Origin of the sequence: Homoserinimonas sedimenticola, assembly GCF_026094475.1 — a bacterium.
In the GTDB taxonomy this organism is placed as follows: Bacteria; Actinomycetota; Actinomycetes; order Actinomycetales; family Microbacteriaceae; genus Homoserinimonas; species Homoserinimonas sedimenticola.
This window is the reverse complement of record NZ_JAPELL010000001.1, coordinates 2,240,539-2,258,757: the sequence shown is the minus strand read 5'-3', so window position 1 is coordinate 2,258,757 and position 18,219 is coordinate 2,240,539. Positions and strand designations below refer to the sequence as shown.

Annotated in this window: 20 protein-coding genes; 13 read left to right on the top strand and 7 right to left on the bottom strand. The window is 69.6% G+C overall.

The window, feature by feature from the left end; genetic code table 11:
- Positions 1–2: 2 nt before the first annotated feature.
- Positions 3–896: a UTP--glucose-1-phosphate uridylyltransferase GalU gene (gene galU / locus OH146_RS10855; RefSeq protein ID WP_265160393.1), complete on the bottom strand. Its 894-nt coding sequence runs from the start codon at positions 894–896 to the stop codon at positions 3–5.
- A 34-nt stretch (positions 897–930) separates the two neighbouring features.
- On the opposite strand from galU, the gene OH146_RS10850 reads away from it, so the two are divergent.
- The 3 genes from OH146_RS10850 to mscL are packed head-to-tail and all read left to right on the top strand — an operon-like array spanning position 931 to position 2,312.
- Complete coding sequence (locus OH146_RS10850) at positions 931–1,521, top strand: 5-formyltetrahydrofolate cyclo-ligase (RefSeq protein ID WP_265160391.1); 591 nt, start codon at positions 931–933, stop codon at positions 1,519–1,521.
- A gap of 19 nt (positions 1,522–1,540) precedes the next feature.
- Positions 1,541–1,834 (top strand): FmdB family zinc ribbon protein, encoded by a 294-nt coding sequence (locus OH146_RS10845; RefSeq protein ID WP_265160388.1) that lies wholly within the window; start codon positions 1,541–1,543, stop codon positions 1,832–1,834.
- Positions 1,835–1,865: 31 nt separating this feature from the next.
- Positions 1,866–2,312 (top strand): large conductance mechanosensitive channel protein MscL, encoded by a 447-nt coding sequence (gene mscL, locus OH146_RS10840; RefSeq protein WP_265160385.1) that lies wholly within the window; start codon positions 1,866–1,868, stop codon positions 2,310–2,312.
- 272 nt (positions 2,313–2,584) lie between these two features.
- Here the strand turns inward: mscL and OH146_RS10835 are convergent, their stop codons facing one another.
- The gene (locus OH146_RS10835) at positions 2,585–2,887 is read right to left on the bottom strand and encodes a hypothetical protein (RefSeq protein ID WP_265160383.1); all 303 of its coding nucleotides are present in this window, start codon (positions 2,885–2,887) and stop codon (positions 2,585–2,587) included.
- Positions 2,884–6,609 (bottom strand): DEAD/DEAH box helicase, encoded by a 3,726-nt coding sequence (locus tag OH146_RS10830; RefSeq protein ID WP_265160380.1) that lies wholly within the window; start codon positions 6,607–6,609, stop codon positions 2,884–2,886. The genes OH146_RS10835 and OH146_RS10830 overlap by 4 nt, the downstream gene beginning before the upstream one ends.
- A gap of 173 nt (positions 6,610–6,782) precedes the next feature.
- On the opposite strand from OH146_RS10830, the gene OH146_RS10825 reads away from it, so the two are divergent.
- The 5 genes from OH146_RS10825 to OH146_RS10805 all read left to right on the top strand — a co-directional run bounded on the left by OH146_RS10825 (position 6,783) and on the right by OH146_RS10805 (position 12,932).
- Positions 6,783–8,093, top strand: coding sequence for a coiled-coil domain-containing protein (locus tag OH146_RS10825; protein ID WP_265160377.1), 1,311 nt, complete (start codon positions 6,783–6,785; stop codon positions 8,091–8,093).
- A 189-nt stretch (positions 8,094–8,282) separates the two neighbouring features.
- The gene (locus tag OH146_RS10820) at positions 8,283–10,274 is read left to right on the top strand and encodes a right-handed parallel beta-helix repeat-containing protein (protein ID WP_265160374.1); all 1,992 of its coding nucleotides are present in this window, start codon (positions 8,283–8,285) and stop codon (positions 10,272–10,274) included.
- A gap of 320 nt (positions 10,275–10,594) precedes the next feature.
- On the top strand, positions 10,595–12,187 hold the full coding sequence (locus tag OH146_RS10815; protein WP_265160371.1) for a DUF2510 domain-containing protein: 1,593 nt from the start codon (positions 10,595–10,597) through the stop codon (positions 12,185–12,187).
- A 79-nt stretch (positions 12,188–12,266) separates the two neighbouring features.
- Complete coding sequence (locus OH146_RS10810; RefSeq protein WP_265160369.1) at positions 12,267–12,746, top strand: hypothetical protein; 480 nt, start codon at positions 12,267–12,269, stop codon at positions 12,744–12,746.
- 12 nt (positions 12,747–12,758) lie between these two features.
- Positions 12,759–12,932: a hypothetical protein gene (locus tag OH146_RS10805; protein ID WP_265160366.1), complete on the top strand. Its 174-nt coding sequence runs from the start codon at positions 12,759–12,761 to the stop codon at positions 12,930–12,932.
- A 33-nt stretch (positions 12,933–12,965) separates the two neighbouring features.
- Here the strand turns inward: OH146_RS10805 and OH146_RS10800 are convergent, their stop codons facing one another.
- Both OH146_RS10800 and OH146_RS10795 read right to left on the bottom strand, forming a co-directional pair.
- The gene (locus tag OH146_RS10800) at positions 12,966–13,790 is read right to left on the bottom strand and encodes a CPBP family glutamic-type intramembrane protease (RefSeq protein ID WP_265160364.1); all 825 of its coding nucleotides are present in this window, start codon (positions 13,788–13,790) and stop codon (positions 12,966–12,968) included.
- Positions 13,791–13,839: 49 nt separating this feature from the next.
- On the bottom strand, positions 13,840–14,238 hold the full coding sequence (locus OH146_RS10795) for a four-helix bundle copper-binding protein (RefSeq protein ID WP_265160361.1): 399 nt from the start codon (positions 14,236–14,238) through the stop codon (positions 13,840–13,842).
- Positions 14,239–14,330: 92 nt separating this feature from the next.
- Between OH146_RS10795 and OH146_RS10790 the strand changes: the two genes are divergently transcribed.
- From OH146_RS10790 to OH146_RS10775, 4 genes are all read left to right on the top strand, one after another.
- A complete protein-coding gene (locus OH146_RS10790; protein WP_265160358.1) occupies positions 14,331–15,176 on the top strand; it encodes an SDR family oxidoreductase in 846 nt (281 codons plus the stop codon).
- Between the two features lie 99 nt (positions 15,177–15,275).
- Positions 15,276–15,977 (top strand): hypothetical protein, encoded by a 702-nt coding sequence (locus OH146_RS10785; RefSeq protein ID WP_265160356.1) that lies wholly within the window; start codon positions 15,276–15,278, stop codon positions 15,975–15,977.
- On the top strand, positions 15,974–16,669 hold the full coding sequence (locus OH146_RS10780; protein ID WP_265160354.1) for a hypothetical protein: 696 nt from the start codon (positions 15,974–15,976) through the stop codon (positions 16,667–16,669). The genes OH146_RS10785 and OH146_RS10780 overlap by 4 nt, the downstream gene beginning before the upstream one ends.
- 79 nt (positions 16,670–16,748) lie before the next feature.
- On the top strand, positions 16,749–17,183 hold the full coding sequence (locus OH146_RS10775) for a hypothetical protein (protein ID WP_265160352.1): 435 nt from the start codon (positions 16,749–16,751) through the stop codon (positions 17,181–17,183).
- A 119-nt stretch (positions 17,184–17,302) separates the two neighbouring features.
- Here OH146_RS10775 and OH146_RS10770 read toward each other — a convergent pair whose 3' ends face one another.
- Both OH146_RS10770 and OH146_RS10765 read right to left on the bottom strand, forming a co-directional pair.
- Positions 17,303–17,449: a hypothetical protein gene (locus tag OH146_RS10770; RefSeq protein ID WP_265160349.1), complete on the bottom strand. Its 147-nt coding sequence runs from the start codon at positions 17,447–17,449 to the stop codon at positions 17,303–17,305.
- Entirely contained in the window at positions 17,446–17,865 is a 420-nt protein-coding gene (locus OH146_RS10765; RefSeq protein ID WP_265160347.1) for a DUF1761 domain-containing protein, read from the bottom strand. Before OH146_RS10765 ends, OH146_RS10770 begins: the two co-directional genes overlap by 4 nt.
- Before the next feature lie 97 nt (positions 17,866–17,962).
- On the opposite strand from OH146_RS10765, the gene OH146_RS10760 reads away from it, so the two are divergent.
- Entirely contained in the window at positions 17,963–18,148 is a 186-nt protein-coding gene (locus OH146_RS10760) for a hypothetical protein (protein WP_265160344.1), read from the top strand.
- Positions 18,149–18,219 lie beyond the last annotated feature (71 nt).

Here is an 18,219-nt window from a genome sequence, read left to right as displayed (position 1 = left end):
GCTCAGTCCAGAGTGCCGACGAAGTCCCTGAGCCAGGGGCGGAGTTCCTCCCCGAGGTCGTCCCGGTCGACCGCGAGCTGCACGATGGCCTTGATGTAGTCGGCACGGTCTCCCGTGTCGTAGCGGCGGCCGCGGAACACGACGCCGTAGACGCCGCCCGTCGAGTCGGCAACGTGCGCCATCGTCTGCAGCGCATCCGTCAGCTGGATCTCGCCGCCCTTGCCGGGCTCCGTGCGCTCCAGGATGCGGAAGATCTCCGGCATGAGCACGTAGCGACCGATGATGGCCAGGTTCGAGGGCGCCTCGCCAGGCGGGGGCTTCTCCACCATGCCCGTGATGCGCACGACATCGTCGTCCGCCGTGCGCTCGACCGTCGCAATACCGTACATGTGCGTCTGGGAGGGGTCGACCTCGAGGAGGGCGACGACGCTCGCCTGCTTCGCCGACTGCACCTCGAGCATCCGGCTCAGCAGCACATCCCGCGCGTCGATCAGGTCATCGCCGAGAAGCACCGCGAAGGGTTCGTTGCCCACGTGCATCTTGGCGCGCAGCACGGCATGGCCGAGGCCCAGCGGGTTTCCCTGACGCACATAGTGCATGTCGGCAAGCGTCGTGGAGTAGTTGACCTTGTCGAGGCGGGCACGGTCACCCTTCTGCTCAAGGGTCGCCTCCAACTCACGATTGTGGTCGAAGTGATTCTCGAGGGCGTTCTTGTTGCGCCCCGTCACCATCAGCACGTCGGTGAGGCCTGCAGAAACCGCCTCCTCCACGACGTATTGAATGGCCGGCTTGTCGACGACGGGGAGCATCTCCTTCGGCATCGCCTTGGTCGCCGGAAGGAATCGAGTGCCGAGACCCGCTGCTGGGATTACCGCTTTCGTGATCGAGGACGCCATACGGCTTACAGTACCTTTCCCTAGGATGGCTTACATGTCGGACGAGTTACCGAACCTGAAACGCGCCATGCGGGCCGAGCTTCGGGAGCGGCGTCGCATCATGACCAGCAGCGAAGTCGAGAACGCTACCGAGCAGTTCACACTTCACCTCACCCACCTGACAGAACGCCTTGCGGCCAAATACGTCGCCGCCTACCTGCCTAACCCCGACGAACCCAACATCCGCCCCTGGCTCGACTGGGCGCACACACGGGGCATCCGCGTGCTGCTGCCGATCTCCCGTGACGACGGTCTGCTCGACTGGGTGGTCGGCGACGGCGAAAGCGAAGTGCAAGGACAGTTCGGAGTGCCAGAAGCGGTCGGCGAGGTGCTCGGCCCCATCGCAATCAACGAGGTGGACCTCATCATCGTGCCCGCGGCATCCGTCGACCGCACCGGCATGCGCATGGGATGGGGTCGCGGATACTACGACCGGATGCTCGGTTCCATGGAACAGCGTCCGCCGGTTTATGCTGTGGTGTTCGACAGCGAGCTCGTCGACGAGGTTCCGGGCGAAGTTCACGACCGGCCGGTCGACGGCGCCGTCACCCCCAGCGGGATCGTCGAACTCCAGCCGTCCACCTGACCGACACCGGAGCATCCACATGCCCACCTACGCCTACCGCTGCGCCACCTGCGAGCACAGCTTCGAGCAGTACCAGGCCTTCACCGACGACGCCCTCCGCGACTGCCCCGCCTGCGGCGCGCCGGCCCTGCGCAAGGTCTTCAACTCCATCGGGGTGACCTTCAACGGTTCGGGCTTCTACCGCACCGACTCGCGCAGCGGCGGAGCAGCGGATGCCTCGGGCTCCGGTTCCACCACTGGTGCGAGCTCCTCCGATAAGGCATCCTCGACCTCGGGTGGAGGTTCCGCGCCGGCCGCGGCCGCCTCCGCCTGACCTGATTCGCGGACCCTCAGGAGGAGAGCGCATGCTCAAGGGCTTCAAAGACTTCATCATGCGCGGCAACGTCATCGACCTTGCCGTCGCCGTCGTCATCGGGACCGCGTTCACCGCGATCGTGAACTCGATCGTCACGAACCTCTTCAACCCCCTGATCGGGGCGCTGTTCAACGCAGAGTCGCTTGCCAAGGCGTGGCAGGTGCCGTTGCCCAACGTCAGCGGGGCCGAGGAGCAGCCCGTGCTCGGCTTCGGGGCCATCGCGGCGGCACTCATCCAGTTCCTGCTGGTCGCGGCCGTCGTGTATTTCGTGTTCGTGTTCCCCATGAACAAGTTCCGCGAGCGGGCCGAGGCGCGCAAGGCCGCGGGCGCCCCCGAGTCAGTCGAGCCGCCCACCGAGCTCGAGCTGCTGCAGCAGATCCGCGACCTGCTGGCGAAGGATGCCGCGGGCACGCCGAAGACGCCGAAGCCGGAGTAGCCGCAGGGAGAGACCGGCGGCCCGCGTTCACCTTGGCACCATCAGCGCGGTGTTTTCTGCTCAGGACGCCACGTCCACTCTGGCCTGACACCATCAGCGCGGTGTTTTCTGCTCAACGCGTTCTCCGCGAAGACCGCGTTGAGCAGAAAACACCGCACTGTCGACGGCTGCGCCATTCCGGCACCGACGATGCGGTGTTTTTTGCGCGATGCTGACTCTCGGAATGCCGCATCGTGCAGAAAACACAGCATCGTTGTGACTGGGCGGGATGCTCAGCCCCAGTGGGGCGGCTTGTCGCGCCTGAGACGCTCGTCGTTCTCACCCTCGGCGTGGCGGCGCGGTTCCGGCAGTGGCTTCGGGTCGGAGCCGGGCACGGGCTCCGTCGTCACGCGACGGCGCACCCGCGCCCGAGGCGGGGGTGCGGATGCTGTGGCAGAGCCACCACCCGCGGCAGAACCAGCCCCCGCAACAGAGTCGCCGCCCGCAACGGAGTCACCGCCCCCAGCAGAGCCACCACCCGCTGCGGACGCCGCGGCATCCGTCGCCTCATCCTGCTCGGATGCTTCGCCGCTCACGCCGAGGTGATGACCGGGATCGGCTCGGTGACGGGGCCTCGGCCGGCGCCCAGCATCGCGACGACCCGGTCGGCGACGGCGTCCGGGTTGTTGAAGAGCTCGAAGGAGTGCACGCGCATGTAGTGCCAGCCCAGGCGGCGCAGGAGCTCTGGCCGCAGGCGCAGGGACTCGCGCAGGCTCGCGCCCTGGAGGACCGAGTCCGACTCGATCGTGAGGCACTTGCCCTCATGCGACGTCACGAGCCCGAGCTTGCCGCGATGCCCAAGCGCGACCCGCAGGCCGCGCTTCTCGAGGCGCCGGGCGAGGTCGACGAGCATGGGGTCGCTGTCGTCGGGCACGAAGTCGGCGGCCGTGCGGGCGGATGCGTCGGCCAGGATCTCAGCGAGGGCGACAGCACCGCGTTCCATGCGCGACTCGTCGATGTCCTCCGGCTCGAAGCAGGTGACGATCACCATGCCGCGGCGGGCGCGCGTCATTGCGACCGCGAGGAGCCGCTCTCCCCCGGGGCGCCCGAGCGAGCCGAAGTCGCTCAGCACGCGACCGTGCGGGGTGCGGCCGTAGCCGATCGAGAAGATGACGCGGTCGCGGCTCTGTGCGACCGCCTGCTCGATCGTCGCGACCGTGAACGACTCGGCACGGTCGCTCAGCACGAACTCGCTCAGCTCGCTGCGCCCCGGCAGGGCGCCCAGCACGGCCTGCTGCACGCGCACCGCATGCTTCTCGCTCGCCGTGATGACCATGAGGGACTCGTGCGGTCGCGTCTTGGCATGCTCGATGACCAGCTCGACCACCCGGTCGACCTCGGCATCCGGGCTCTCGACCGCGCCCGAGTCCTCGTCGGGCAGCGCGCTGCCGTGCTTGACGTGCTCCAGGCGGAGGCTGCCGTGGCCGAGGAAGCTGCCCGCCCAGGGCAGCGACTCGATGCGACCCGCGTAGAAGCGGCGGTTGACGAGCTCCGCGAGGTCCTCGCCGCCCGCGCGGTAGCTGCGGGTGAGCGCGAGGGTCGGCAGGAGGGTGCCGAGGCGAGCGAGGGTCGAGTCGGCGTGCGCATCGTCGAGGTCGGTGTCGGACTCCTCGCGCTGCGCGTCGAGCGGGGTCTCCCCCGTGAGGCCGATGCGGAAGGGCGAGGGCGTCTGCGTGACGGGGTCGCCGAAGGCGACGGTCTGCTTGGCGCGACGGATGGCGCCGACCGTCTCGGCGAGCGTCGTCGCGCCCGCGTCGACGAGGATCACGGTGTCGAAGGGCATCGCGTCGGTGATGCGATCCACCTCGTAGGGGGAGGCGATCCAGACGGGCGCGATCGTGCGCGAAAGGTGCGGAGCGGCATCCTGCAGCTGCTCCGAGGTGACTCGCTCCCTGCGCAGGATGCGCTTGAGCTGGGCCGCCTCCTCTGGCCAGTCGACGAGCGCGAGGTTCCAGTTCTCGGCGAGCTGCCAACCGAGCAGCTGGGCGCTGCCCGCCGCGTGCGCCTCGTCGACGAGACGGAAGTCCGCCTCGAGCCGGTCGAGCACACCCGTGTTGGCGCCGAGCAGGGCGCGATCGCCCTCGAGCATCGACTCGAGCGCCGACTTCCACCAGGCGAGCTCGAGCTCCGCCGCGACCTGCGAGTCGGGCACGTGCCGCTCCGAAAGGTCGACGAGCAGCGGCTCGAGCTGCAGGTCGTGGAGGGTCGTGCGCAGGGCAGCACGCTCCTGGAGGTTGGCGAGAGCATCCGAATCCGCGGCGAGCGCCGCGAGCTTGGCGAGCAGCTCGGGGATGGGCAGGTTGACGAGTTCCTCCTCGGCCGAGCCGGTGCCGAGCGGCTTGTCGAGGGAGGCGAGGTCCTGCGAGATCTGCTGGTGCAGCACCTGCGCCGAGGAGATGCCGGCCGGCACCTTCGGGGGGATGCCCGCGGGCACGTAGCGCTGCCACAGCAGTCGCTGCTGCTGGATGCGCACAAGGCTCTCATGCATGTCACCGACCGAGACGCCGGGGCGCAGGTATTCCCGCGCAAGCTTCTTGAGACGACGTCGGTTGGCGCCCGACATCTCGGGGGAATCCCGCCGCGGTGCCGTTGCCGCGATGAGCTCGCTGAGCGAGCGGTCGAAGACAACGGGCTGGAACTTGTCGAGGGTGTCGCGGATATCGGTGAGCAGGCGCAGGTACGCACCGAGCTCCGTGATCGAACCGAAGGGCCGCATGTGGGTGGAGCTGATGAGGTCGGTCGCGCGCTCGAGCAGGCGCGGCACCTCGTCTTCCGAGAGTCGCTTGGCGAGCATGTGGGCGGCGGTCGCCTGCTCGCTCGTGGCGAAGTTGGCGCCATACCAGGGCGAGTCGCCCGGCCCGTATCGGAACTCGCCGAGTCGGGCGGCCTGCACCATTGCTTCCGCTGCTGCCTTGCGGTTCTCCATGAGCCGCTCGACGGAGGTGCGCGAGAGCCGTGCCGTCGTGGAGGGCGGCGTGGGCAGGAGCGCGAGCCGGGAGAGTTCCGTGAGGCAGTCGAGCACCGAGATGCCGATGACGGGATCGCGCCTCGCAATCGCCACGCGGTAGTCGAGCAGCACCTTGCGCAGACGCACGAGCGCGTCGTCGACCTCGCCCAGCTGGGGCGAGCTCGCCTTCTCGTTGCGGGAGATCGCGCGCACCAGGTCGCGCCGCAGGGTTGCAGGGGCGACCGCGACGCCGGGCAGGCCGATCTCGGCGAGACGCTGTGTGATGCCCGTGAGGCTGGAGCGTCGGGGGCTCACGACGAGCACCCGCTTGTTCTGGTGCACGAGGGCACCGAGCGCGTTGACGATCGTCTGCGTGCTGCCCGTGCCCGGCAGGGTCTTGACGACGATGGAGTTGCCCGCGGCGATCTGCGCGATCACGCTCTCCTGTTCACCGTCGGCGTCGAGGAGGAGCGTGTCGGTCTCGGGCGCGCGGTCATCCGGATGCTGCGGCTCGACAGCCCTGAAACTCTCGCCGACACTCCACTTGGCGCCCGGGTTGCCCGCGAGCGCGTCGAGGATCGGATGCTCGAGCTGCGAGGCATCCGCCACCATCCGCTCCCCCACCGAGGCGAAGGTCGAGACAACGAGGCGCGGCTGCACATTGAACCACTGCACGTGCGAGGTGAGGCCGCGGAGGCGGTCGATCACGGTGTTGGGCTTGAAGGCGCCATCCTGCTCGGCGAGCGCCACGAAGGCGTCGGCGTCGAGGGTCACGCCGTGCTGCTCCTCGAGGGCACGGGCGAGGTCCGGGTTGAGGAAGGGGGCTCCCAGCAGCTTCATCTCGAAGTCTTTGCCGTAGCGTCGGATCGCGAGGGGGCGCAGCAGCACGGGCGCGCGATAGCCGACATCCTCATGATTCCACTCGCAGATGCCGATGCCGAGGTGAACGGCGTCGATGCCGCGTGAGGTGGAGAGCTCGAGCGCCTTCGAAGCGATCTCCCCGGCCGCGACGCGGGCGGAACGCAGTGCCAGGTCATCGCGGATGAGGCTCGACAGGAGGGTCTTCTGGCCCGTGATGAATTGGGCGAGGCCGCCGGGGTGCGTCGTGCTCAGCTCGATGCGGCTGCGGGGGGTGTCGATGAAGTGGAGGAGGGGCGACGGGCCGCCCACGGTCGCGAGCTGGTCGCGCCATCCGGCCCATGTGGGCTCGGCGATGTTGGCGGCAGAGTATCGGGGATCGCCGAGGCTCAGGGCGTGCGGCGCGGTCACCTGTAGTTCCACGCGGGCAGCGCCATTGTCGACCTCATCCATGAGGTCGTCGTCTTCCGGTTGTCTGTTGGCAGGCCACACAGCGCCCACCTTAAGCGTCTCTCCCCCGAATTCCCGGTAGGCGGGGCGGGTTTCTGCGGGTTCGCCGGCACATGAAGTCCGCTGCGGGGGCTCGTCACCGGCAGCATCCAGAGCACGCCCATACAGTGGAGCCCATGGGTGTCGCGGATGTCGCGGTGATCGGTCTTGTCACGGTCCTGGTGCTTTTGGCGCTCGGACTGGCCACGGGTTTCGCCGTGTTGTTCCGCCGCGGACGGCACTCGGGGGCGGCTCTCCACACCCTGCGCTCGGGGGCACCCGTGGCGGTGCCGGACCGGGATGCGGCGGAGGCACAACGGGCAAGCATCCTGCTGCTGCGCACGGATGACGCGGTGCACGATGCGAGCGACGAGCTCGGTTTCGCGATCGCGCAGTTCGGGGCGGAGCGCACGAAAGGGCTCGAGGGCGCCCTGTCCGCCGCACGTCAGCGACTGGCGGAGGCGTTCGAACTGCAGCAGCGCCTCGACGACCACGTGCCGGACAGTCTCATGCAGCGGCGGGAGTGGGTGGCCCGCATCATCCACCTCTGCGAGGGGGCGCAGACGGAGCTCGAGGGGGAGCTAGGCCGTTTCGACGAGTTGCGGGAGGCCGAGCGGGGTGCGCCGGATTCGATCGCGACCCTGCGCCGGCTCGTGGCGGAGCTTGAGGCGCGTGAGGTCGAGGCCGAGACGGTGCTGGCGGAGCTGCAGCGGGACTACAGTCCTGCCGCTCTCGCGAGCGTCGCCGACAGTCTCGACCGGGCGAGCGGCGAGCTGCATGACGCGCGCGAGTCGATCGACACGGCGGCGCTCTCCGTCGGTGCGGAGGGTGAGACATCCGGTTCCGCGGTGACGCACGCGCTCGACGCGCTGCGTGCGGGAGAGGATCACGCGCGGCGGGCTGGCCACCTGCTCACCGCGATAGAGAACCTGCGCGATCAACTGACGCAGGCGAGCGACGCCCTGAAGACGCTGATCGACTCGACCCGCGCGTCTCTTGACGAAGCGCGTGCCCTGAGGGATTCCGCGACGGATGCCGCGAGCGGCGCCGAGATCATCGATGCCGTCGCCCAGGTGGAGACGTGTCTCGCGTCGCTCGACGAGGGCGACCCTGTTGGCGCGCTCGGGCAGTTGCGGGACGCGAATCAGCGGTTGGATGCGGCGCTCGCGGGTGCGCGGAACCGGGAGCAGCGGCTCGCGCAGGCGAGGGAGGCGCTGCGGGGTGCGCTGGTGGCGGCGCGCAGTCAGGTCTCGGTGACTCACGACTTCATCGAGGGGCGGCGGGGCGGCGTCGGGCGTGAGGCGCGGACCCGGCTCGCCGAGGCGGAGCGGCTGCTCGTGCTCGCACAGGTGGAAGCCGACCCGGTCGCAGCGCTCGATATCGCACGCAGCGCGGGTACATACGCGCGCGATGCGGATGCGCTTGCGCGCTACGACATGGGGCAGTGATTCGACCCGCGAGATAGTGAACGTTCCGTATACAGACAATTCTGTATAGATGCTGTGTTTTACGCCGTATACGAACGGTTATTGCTACGCTTTTCCTTGCCGGATCTCGGCAAACCGTTCTCGGCCGCCCCAACGGCCTTCTCTCATCCCACCTCCCTCTCCTCGCTCACTCACTCACAGAGAACACGCATGTCCACGCCCATTCGCCCTGCCCACCCGCCCCTCAGCCTTCGCTCGCGACTGCTGCGCGCCACCGTCGCACTCGGCGCCGGCCTGCTCGCCGCGGGCACCGTCATCGTGCCGGCAGCCCCGGCAGCGGCATCCGCCTCGAGTCTCTACGTCTCCCCTAGCGGCAGCGGTGCAGCCTGCACCCAGCAGGCGCCCTGCACCCTGGCCACCGCCGTCGTCAGCGCGCCCGATGGCGCCACCGTCACCATGCTCGCGGGCAGCTACGGCACGCAGAGCCTCACCAAGGGCGGCGGCAGCGCGTCGGCGCCCATCACCGTGAAGACGTCCGGCTCCGTGACCGTCGACCGGCTCGAGACCGCCGTCCCTCACGTGACCTTTACGGGGCAGCGCATCACGACAGTCCTCTACGTGCAGCGGGGTGCCGACGGCACCACGGTCGACAACGTGCACGTCGACGGCGGCGGCTCCTTCATCCGTGCCCGCAACGTGACGGTGCGGGGCTCGCTCTTCGAGAACGGCACCGCGATCGACGCCATCCAGATCAAGGAGGCGCGCGACGTGCTCATCGAGAACAACACCGTGCGGGACTACAACGAGGTCGCCGGCAACAACACGCACGTCGACTGCGTGCAGGTCTTCGAGAGCCACAACGTCACGGTGCGCGCCAACAAGCTGCGCAACTGCAGCAACTCGGCTTTCATCGTCTCCCCCGGCGCCGGCACGGGCAGCTCGGGAATCGTCGTCGAGTCCAACTTCCTGCAGGGCTGCATCGTCGCGAAGCCCGGATGCCGCGGCGGAGCCACCCTTGAGGCCCGCGAGCCCACCGCAACGGGCACGGTGATCCGCAACAACACGATCACGAACGGCGCAACCCGCATCGCAGCGACCGCAGGGCTTGTCTTCGACCGCAACCTCGTCGAGTTCCTCTACGACTGCAAGAGCCCCATGACCAATACGGTCGTCTCGCGCTGGAACTCCGCCATGTGCGCCCAGCCGTCACAGCTCGGCAGCAAGGGCAACCGCCAGGGCACCGTTGGCTTTGTCAACGTCTCCGCGGGCGACCTGCGCCTGGTGGATGCCGCACAGGCGACCATTTCGGGCGGCCCCAGCATCACCCCTGCCGCCCGTGACATCGACGGTGAGGCAGTCTCCCCGAGCATCGCGGGCGCCCACTCGCCGCGCAGCTCAGCCGCTGCTCTGGCTCCCGCTCCCGCGCCTGCTCCCGCTCCGGCTCCGGCTCCGGCTCCCGCGCCTCCCGTGACCGCGCCCGCGCCCGCGCCTCAGCCCACGCCTCAGCCCACGACGGGCACCCTCACCGCCGGCCCGCGCGGCACCGGCACGACCTGCACGGCCGCGGCCCCCTGCACGCTCAGCACGGCCATGAGCCGCGCAAAGGCGGGCGACACCGTCACGCTCCTCGCGGGCGACTACGGCTCCCCCACGGTCCAGGCTGCGGGCGGAACCGCGAGCGCACCCGTCACGGTGCGCGGCGCAGGCGTCGACAGCACGCGCTTCGGCAAGCTCACGCTCGCCACGCCCTACGTGACATGGACGGGCATCGAGACCCGCAACGGCCTCGCCACGACGAGCGCAGCCAAGGGCACCGTGCTCGACGGCGTGCGGGCGCAGGGCGTCGGCATGTACCTCACCTCGTCCGACACAACCGTCAAGGGTTCGACCCTGCGCAACGGCACGGGCGGCGACGGCATCCAGATTCGCGGCGCGCAGCGCGTCACAATCGCCGACACGACCGTGCAAGGCTTCGGTGGGGCCGGCGACTGCCTGCAGATCGTCGGCGGCGGCACCATCACGGTGCGCGGCTCGTCGTTCTCCGCCTGCGGCGGCAACGGCATCCTGCTCACCTCCTCCCCCCGCACCGTCACGATCGAGGGCAACTCGGTCGGCAGCACGGGCCGCGCCTCCATCGATGCGCGTGACGGCGTGGCGGTGACGCTCCGGAACAACAGCACGGATGCCTCGGTGCTGCAGTAGGCTCCGCGGCCGGTTCGCGCAACATCGGTGATACGGCGACTCGCCGGGTGAGGCATCCGCTTCTCCCGGCGAGTCGCCGTTCGTCTATCCATTCGGCACCGTCGGCGGCACCAGCCCCGCACGAGGGGTGGTCAAACACCCCGCGGATGGTATTGGATAGCGGCAGGGGGACGCGGGGCACAGTGGCCACGGGGAACGGGGGACATGTCCCCCGAAATGAGGACACTGTGCGCTAAGCTTTGGCAACCCGATACCTCCCCTACGGAGGCGGCAGACCATGCGGCCGCCGGCAGGCTGGAACGCAACGCGGGAGTGCTGAAATGACGGATTCGTCCAACAACGCCGCCCCGGCAGGCTGGTACGTCGACCCGATGACGCGCCAACACCTCCGGTGGTGGAACGGTCAAGCATGGACCGAGAGCGTCGCCCCACTGCCCGGCAGCGCCGCCCCTGCCGCCGCCGCGCCTGCACCCCGCGTGCAACAGCGCTTCGCCCTCGGCGCCGCCGACGAGAGCACCCAGGCCGCTGCCGCCCAGACCCAGGCCGCCGCGGAGCGATTCGCGCCCGCCGCCCAGCACAACGGCGAGAGCCTCCACACGGGGCAGCAGCAGACGGCCGCCCGCCAGCCTGCTTCCCAGCAGACGACGGCACAGCCGGCCTCTGGAGTGGCCGCACAGGCCACGCCGCAGCCCTTCGTGACACAGGTGCCCGCCTACGCCGCCCGCACCGAGCCCGCGCGGACGGAGGCGGAGGTCGACGCGCAGCCCGCCATCCCCTGGCCCGCCATGGGTGCCGGCGCTCCCGCCGCATCCCACTACACGCCCCAGTACGGCGACGCCCTCGACCTACTCAAGGGCACCTCGCTCGTCTCCGGCTCGGGAGGCGCAGACGCCACCCCCGGTTATCGCCGCACATCGTCGGCACCCGCCGCCGCAGCATCCGGGTTCGCCCCATCCGACTACCCCGGCCAGACCGCGACGGATGCCGCGACCTCGACCACCCCGCACCGCCAACAGCCTCCTCACGCCGAGGTGCACCCCGACCTCGCCTTCGCCACCCGCCAGCAGCAGGAAGACGCCGCCCGCGCAGCCGACGAGGCGCACCGCGCCGAGCTCGCACGGCAGGAGGCTGCGCGGCTGGAATGGGACCGGCAGTTCCAGGCACAGCAGGCCCTCGCCGAGGAGCAGCGCCTCGCTGAACTGCAGCAGGCCCAAGCCCACGCCGCGCAGGCCACGACACCGGGTGCCGCGCCGACCGCCGTCACAACCGACAACGAGCTCGAGTCGACGCTCATGTCGCGCCGTCAGCGCCGCGAGAAGGCGGAGAACCAGGCGCCAGCACCGGCACCCGCCCCTTTCGAGGCATCCGACGACAAGGACGACGACATCTGGGCCGGCCACGGCGAACGGCGGGCGGATGTCGCGCCCCAATGGTCCACCGTGGGGCGAGCCCGAGCGGCCGAACGCCAGCAGCTCACGCCGCGCCACTGGGGCACCATCTCGGTCTGGCTCCTCACCGTGACGCCCTGGCTCGGGGCCCTCGCCGCCTTCGTGGCGCTCGCGCTCTTCGACGCGTGGTCGCTGCCCGCGCTCGGCGTGCTCGCGCTCCCCTGGCTGGTGGGAGTGCTGTGGGCGCAGCAGGACTCGACGCGGCTGAGCGACTACGGGCACCACCGTCCGGCACGCGCCGCCTGGGCCATGCTGACCGCGCCCGTGTACCTGATCGTCCGCACGCTTCGCGTGCGCCGCGAGGTGGGTGCGGGATGGGCTCCCCTCATCGGGTGGTTCGCCAACGCGGCCGTCGTCGTCGCGATCGTGCTTGCGGTCGGCCTCGCGCCCGACGCCCTCCCCGCCTATGTCGTGACAGCCCTCGAACCGCTCCGCGAGACCGCCGCGGCCTGGGTCGGCAACTGACAAGCGCCAGGCGCCGAACGGCCTGAACCTTCACTGAGTATTCCCCCTCGCGAGCGACCGGCGAGCCTATCGTGGCGGCATGAGTAACCACGAGCACGACCGCCACAACCGCGCCGAGGCACCCCTCGGCGCCCTCTCCCCCGGCTCAACCGCTACCGGCGAACCGAGCGAGACGGAGAGACAGTGGCTGGCCGAGTTCGGCACGGTGCCACCCCACGTGACCCGTTCGCCCGCCGACCCGGAAGCACTCGTCCGGGGCCAGCGAGTGACGACGGCGCACGACATGGAGCCAGGCCCCCTTCCAGAGGGCAACGTAGGAGGAGGAGACATGATGGATCGCACACCCCACCCCGAGCAGCCCGCCGAGGGCAGCGACAAGCCCGGCTACACGGAGGGCACGGCGCCCCAGGCCGAGGAGTCCACGGGCGACACCGACGACGACTCCGTCGGCGAGGATATCCTCGCGGCCGCCCCCGGTCGCCTCAATCAGGACCTCGATGAGCCGAGTAAGTCGGACCCCGAGGATCTCGGCCCCGAGCATCCGGTCGGTTCCCCCTAGAAGGAGGCGTCGATGGCGCGGGAGAACGAACCCAACCTGGAATACGAACCCAACCTCGAGGATGAGCGCGAGGAGGAGTTGACGGACGAGCCCGAGATCACGGCACCGCCCACGATCGACCCCGACGAGCGCATCGAGGCAGACGAGGACGATGACGAGGCCTACGACGGCGACCGTCGCGTCTAGCCCCGTCGCACCACCGTTACGCCGCCGTGCAGCCTAGAGCTGTGCGGCGGCGTCGTCGTTTGCGGCGAGGCGCCGGGCTGCGCGGCGGCGCTGAGCCACCACGAACATCGCCATGAAGACAAGCGTCGTCACGACGCTCGCGGCGAGGAAGGCGAGCGCGACCGGCTGCGTCACGACGCCTCCGCCCGTGACGACCGTGAGGGCGGAAGCGACTATCGCGTGTACCAGGATCGCGACGCCGAGGCGCTGGCCGACAGAACCATTGCCGAGGTAACCCAGCAGCACGGCGAATGCCGCCACCGCGAGCACGACAGCGCCCACCGTGAGTGCCGTGTTCTGCATCGGGAAGAGTTGCACGACCCAGAAGCCCCACACGAGCCCGATGAGCACGGTCGCGAAGAGTCGGCTTCCCGTGAGCTCGAGGATCGGCTGGGCGAAACCGCGGATTCCGAGCTCCTGGAGCGCCGCCGCCACGATCACCCCGCCGATCGTGATGCCGAAGGGGATCGCATCGGGGGTGGCATCCGTGGTCGGCCAATCAACGCCCGCAAGGGCGACTCCCGCGAAGAGCAGCCCCACCAAGACGGCGGATGCCACAAGCCCCAGCACGAGGTGTGCGACGACCTGGCGCTGCCCCACGGGCGCGGGCATGAGGTCTCGGAGCGTGCCCCGCCCGGCCGCCCATCCCGCCAGCGCGCCGACCGCCGGGCCGAGACCCGCGAGGGGGAGGACACCGGCGCCGAAGCCGCTCAGGTCCTGCCAGATGTCGAGGCCGACAGAGACCAGCCCCGCGACGAGGGCGAAGACGATGAGCGGGGCGAAGGCACGCTCAAGGCGCGCAGGTGCGGGGGATGTCACCCTTCAATCGTAGGTCGGGTTTTGTTGCGCCCCTCGCGGGAACCGGAAGTCAGCCGAGGTCTTCCAGCATCCGCCGGCAGCTCGACTCGCAGCGGCGGCAGGCCTCGGCGCAGGCCCGGCAGTGTTCGTGCATGTCGCTATGGCTCTCGCACTCGGCGGCACACGCGGCGCAGGCGGCGACGCACGCCGACAGCAGTGAGGCGAGGATGTTCGTGTCGGTGCTGCCCTGTCGGCTCAGCACGCGCAGGGTCGCCTCGCAGATGTCGGCGCAGTCCTGATCGGTGCGGATGCACTGCCTCAGGTCGGCGACCATGTCCTCGTGCAGACAGGCATCCGCACAGGAGAGGCACGCCTGCATGCAGGCGAGCACGTCGTCGATGACGGCGGCGAGATCTGCCGTGTTGGCACCCGCCGAAGGGTGTGTCTTGAGCATCGTCTCGGTAGTCATGGGCGCCACGCTACGACGCGCGGCCGCTGCTGGGGCGGATGCGGAGGGAATTTCCAGCACGGGCGCAGCCGCCGCGACCTAGCGTGAGCCGCATGAGCCCAGACAGCAACAGCGCAGACACCAGCGGCGGAACGCATTTCGCCCCCAAGACGGCCATCGTCACGGGATCCGACTCCGGAATCGGCGAGGCGACGGCGGTCGCCCTCGCCCGGGCAGGCCTCGACGTGGGCATCACATGGCACAGCGACGAGGCCGGAGCGCAGAGCACGGCGGAGAAAGTCCGCTCGCTGGGGCAGCACGCCGTCGTCGAGCACCTCGATCTGACGGACGTGCCCGGGTGCGGGGATGTCATCGACCGCCTCGCCGAGCAGCTGGGTGGCGTCGACGTCTTCGTCAACAACGCGGGCACAGGAGCCGCCGTCTCCCTCCTCGACATGGCCTACGACGACTGGCGCAGGGTCGTCGTGACCGACCTCGACGCCGCATTCGTGTGCATCCAGAGGGCGGCCAGACGGATGGTAGCTGCCGGCCGCGGCGGGCGCATCATCGCCACCACGAGCGTGCACGAGCACGCGCCCCGCGTCGGCTCCTCCGCCTACGACGCCGCCAAGCACGGCCTCGGTGGGCTCGTCAAGACCGCCGCAATCGAGCTGGGCCAGCACGGCATCACGGTCAACTCGGTGGCACCCGGGGAGATCGCGACGCCCATGACGGGGCAGGAGGACGAGAACCCGCGGGGCACGCAGCGGCCGGGGATCCCCCTCGGCCGTCCCGGCGACGCTCGGGAAGTGGCATCCGTCATCGCGTTCCTCGCGTCGGAACACTCCGCCTACGTCACCGGTGCATCGTTCGTGGTCGACGGCGGAATGCTGCAGATGGGTCCGCAGGGCGGCTCGCACATCCTCAGCGACGACTGGCGCTCACCGGAGAAGCAGTAGGCGACGATCACTCCGTTCTCCCCTTGAAGACTCAGGTGCCCTGGCGTAGACCCTGAACCATCAGGCACACGAACGCCGGATCACTGAGGAGGGCGAACAATGACAACGCCGGAGGAACGAAACGACCAGGCCGCACGGGATGCGGCCGCCCGCGACGCAGCGGCCCGCGACACGACCCCAGAGACGACGGCACGGCACGACGCCGCCACCCCCGCCGCGGTGCCCGCGGGCAATCGCACGACCTTCCGTGAGGAGGTGCTCGAGCGCGAAGAGGAACGCTTCGGCGGCATCAAGGTCGGCTCGGCCTTCTTCGGTTGGCTTGCCGCCGTCGGCACGGGTGTGCTGCTGACGGGTCTCGCCGCCGGCCTTCTGACCCTTTTCGGCCTCGAGGTCGGCTTCAACAATGCCGCCGACGCCGCAGCCGAGAACGCCGACACGGTCGCCCTCGTCGCCGCCATCACACTCATCGTCGTCATGTTCGTGGCGTACTACTGCGGCGGCTACGTCGCCGGGCGCATGGCGCGCTTCGACGGCGCCAAGCAGGGCCTCATGGTCTTCGTGTGGGCACTCATCATTGCGGTCGTCGTCGCCATCATCGCCGCCGTCACGGGCGATGCCTTCAACCTGCTGTCGGGCATCCAGTCGGTTCCGAGCCTGCCGCTCGGTGAGGCGGATGTCACGGTCGCCAGCATCGTCACCGCCATCATCCTCGCGCTCGCCATGCTCGGCGGCGCGGTGCTCGGCGGCATCGCCGGCATGCGCTTCCACCGCCGCGTGGACCGGGAAGGACTCGGCCGATGATCGAGAACACCCTCGTCGGCAGCATCATGGGCGCCCCCGCCGTGGGGCCCGACGACGAGAAGATCGGCACCGTGGGCCAGGTCTTCGTCGAACCGCACACGGGCGCGCCAAACTGGGCGACCGTGCACACGGGCCTCTTCGGGCGTCACGAGACCTTCGTGCCGCTCGATCGCGCCACCTTCGACCGGGAGGTGCTGCACCTGCCCTACGACAAGGACACGATCAAGGATGCCCCGAGAATCGACACCGACGAGGCGCTGAGCCCCGACGCTGAGGCCGAGCTGTATCGCTACTACGGCATCACGCCCGACATCCCCTCGGTTGATTCCAAGGATGCGGGAGCGCCCGGCAGTGGGTCCGAGCCCGCGGAGACATCCGCCGCCAGCCCCGAACGCCACCCCGACCGGGATGCGGAGACGGCCGGCGCCGATTACGCGCGCGAGTCGCGGATGCGGCGGTACGAGGCATCCGACGCTGCCGGCTCCGGGGATAGCGGCTCCGCGGAGGGCCGCCCTGTCGAGAACACCGTCACGCCCGGCGACTCAGACGTGCCCGCGATGGACCCCGGCTTCGGCGACCCTGTCGTCGACGAGCAGGGCGACGTCTCCTCGGCCGGTCCCGCTGACGAGACACCCGCTCCCGCCTCCGGCGACGAGACGCCTCCGCGGAGCGGGCCGAAGCACCGGGCCTGAGCGGCTGTGCCTCTAGATCACGCTGTGCCTTTGCTCCACATTTGGGCAGCCGCGGATGCTGCGTCCTAACGTGTGCGGCATGACTAGCAACGACGCCAACATCGACAGCACAGGCAACGTCGGCGGCGAGCCGTCGGATCTCGGCGCCGACGCCAACCCCTTCGAGCAGGGAACGGGCGACCCTACAGGGGCGGGAACCGTCGAGACGCCCAACGTCGACGGGGGCCGCCAGGAGGGGTCTCCGGATGAGGTTGAGCCTGCGGCATCCGACCCGCAGCCGAACGATCCGATCGACGCGGCCCGCGAGTCGAAGGAGACGGTGACGAACGACGCCGTCGCAGGTGAGACGGTCGAGGGTTCGCCGGCGGGCGAGGAGGGCCCGGGGCTGATCGAGCCGAACGCGGGTTTCAGTGACGACGAGAACCAGGTCGACTTCGAGGCCGTCGAGGGCGCCGGCGACACGGTCGCCACGGAGGGCGAGCCCGACCCGGACGGCGGGCTCTCGCGCCGCTGAGCTGAGGCTGTCCCCCCACCCCTCCACCACAACACTGCGGTGTTTTCTGCACAACGCGGCGCCTTGGATCCGCGCGCTGAGCAGAAAACACCGCGCTGTTGTGACTGCGGAGGGGCCCGTCAGTCCCCGTCGCCGCCGTCGACGCCCCAGTCGACGACCCCGTCGTCGGCGACTCCCACCTCGGCGGTGTGCTCCGGCGTGCCCCCGAGGGAATCGCCGGCCTGCGGCATCCGCTTGTACGGGTTCGGGTCTGTCACGTCGCTCATGCTGCGCTGATGCCGAACAGGCCGATGATCAGCGAAATCGCGAGGAACACGACGAGCTCGTGGGCGACGTTGAGGAGGGTCAGCTTGGCCGGGCGGTTCTCGAACGCGTCGTGGGTCGCGAGGCGCACGGCGGTGAGGCCGAACCACAGGATGATCGCAGTCACGACCGAATTCTGGAGGAAGCTGCCGCCGTAGAACTCGTGCGCGATCGCAGCCGCTCCGGCGAGCACCCACGACGTGATGAACCCCGCCACGATGCCCACGGCAATGGCGATGAACCCGTTGCGGTTCCGCTCGACGCGGGCCGCCTTCTCCCACCAGGTGCCGAACGTCTGCGGCATGTACCAGACGGAGCCGATGATCATCGTCGCGACGGTGGCGACGATGACGGCGAGCCAGTTGATTTCGGGGACCATGCGGTGCTCCTCTTCGGGTTGGGTCGGATGCTACTCCGTTGCGCCCTCGCGCGAAATGGGGGCTTCGCAGCCCAAGCGCTACTGCCACGATTGCAGGATGGACATGTTCGCCGAAATGTTGGGTAGCTATGCAATCGTCGTGTGGGTGGTCGTGCCGGCACTGACGCTGCTCCTGCTGTACGGCGTGATTCGCATCGGCGTGGCCCGGGCGCTTCGGGATCATCAACTCTGGATGGAGAAGAACCGGCCAGATGACCTGCTGTCGTCGGTCGACAAGTTCTGAACCATCGGCTTTTCCGCTCGCCTCGCTTCTTCGCGGCGTCCGACAGAACCGCCTCGCTCAACGGGGCTAGC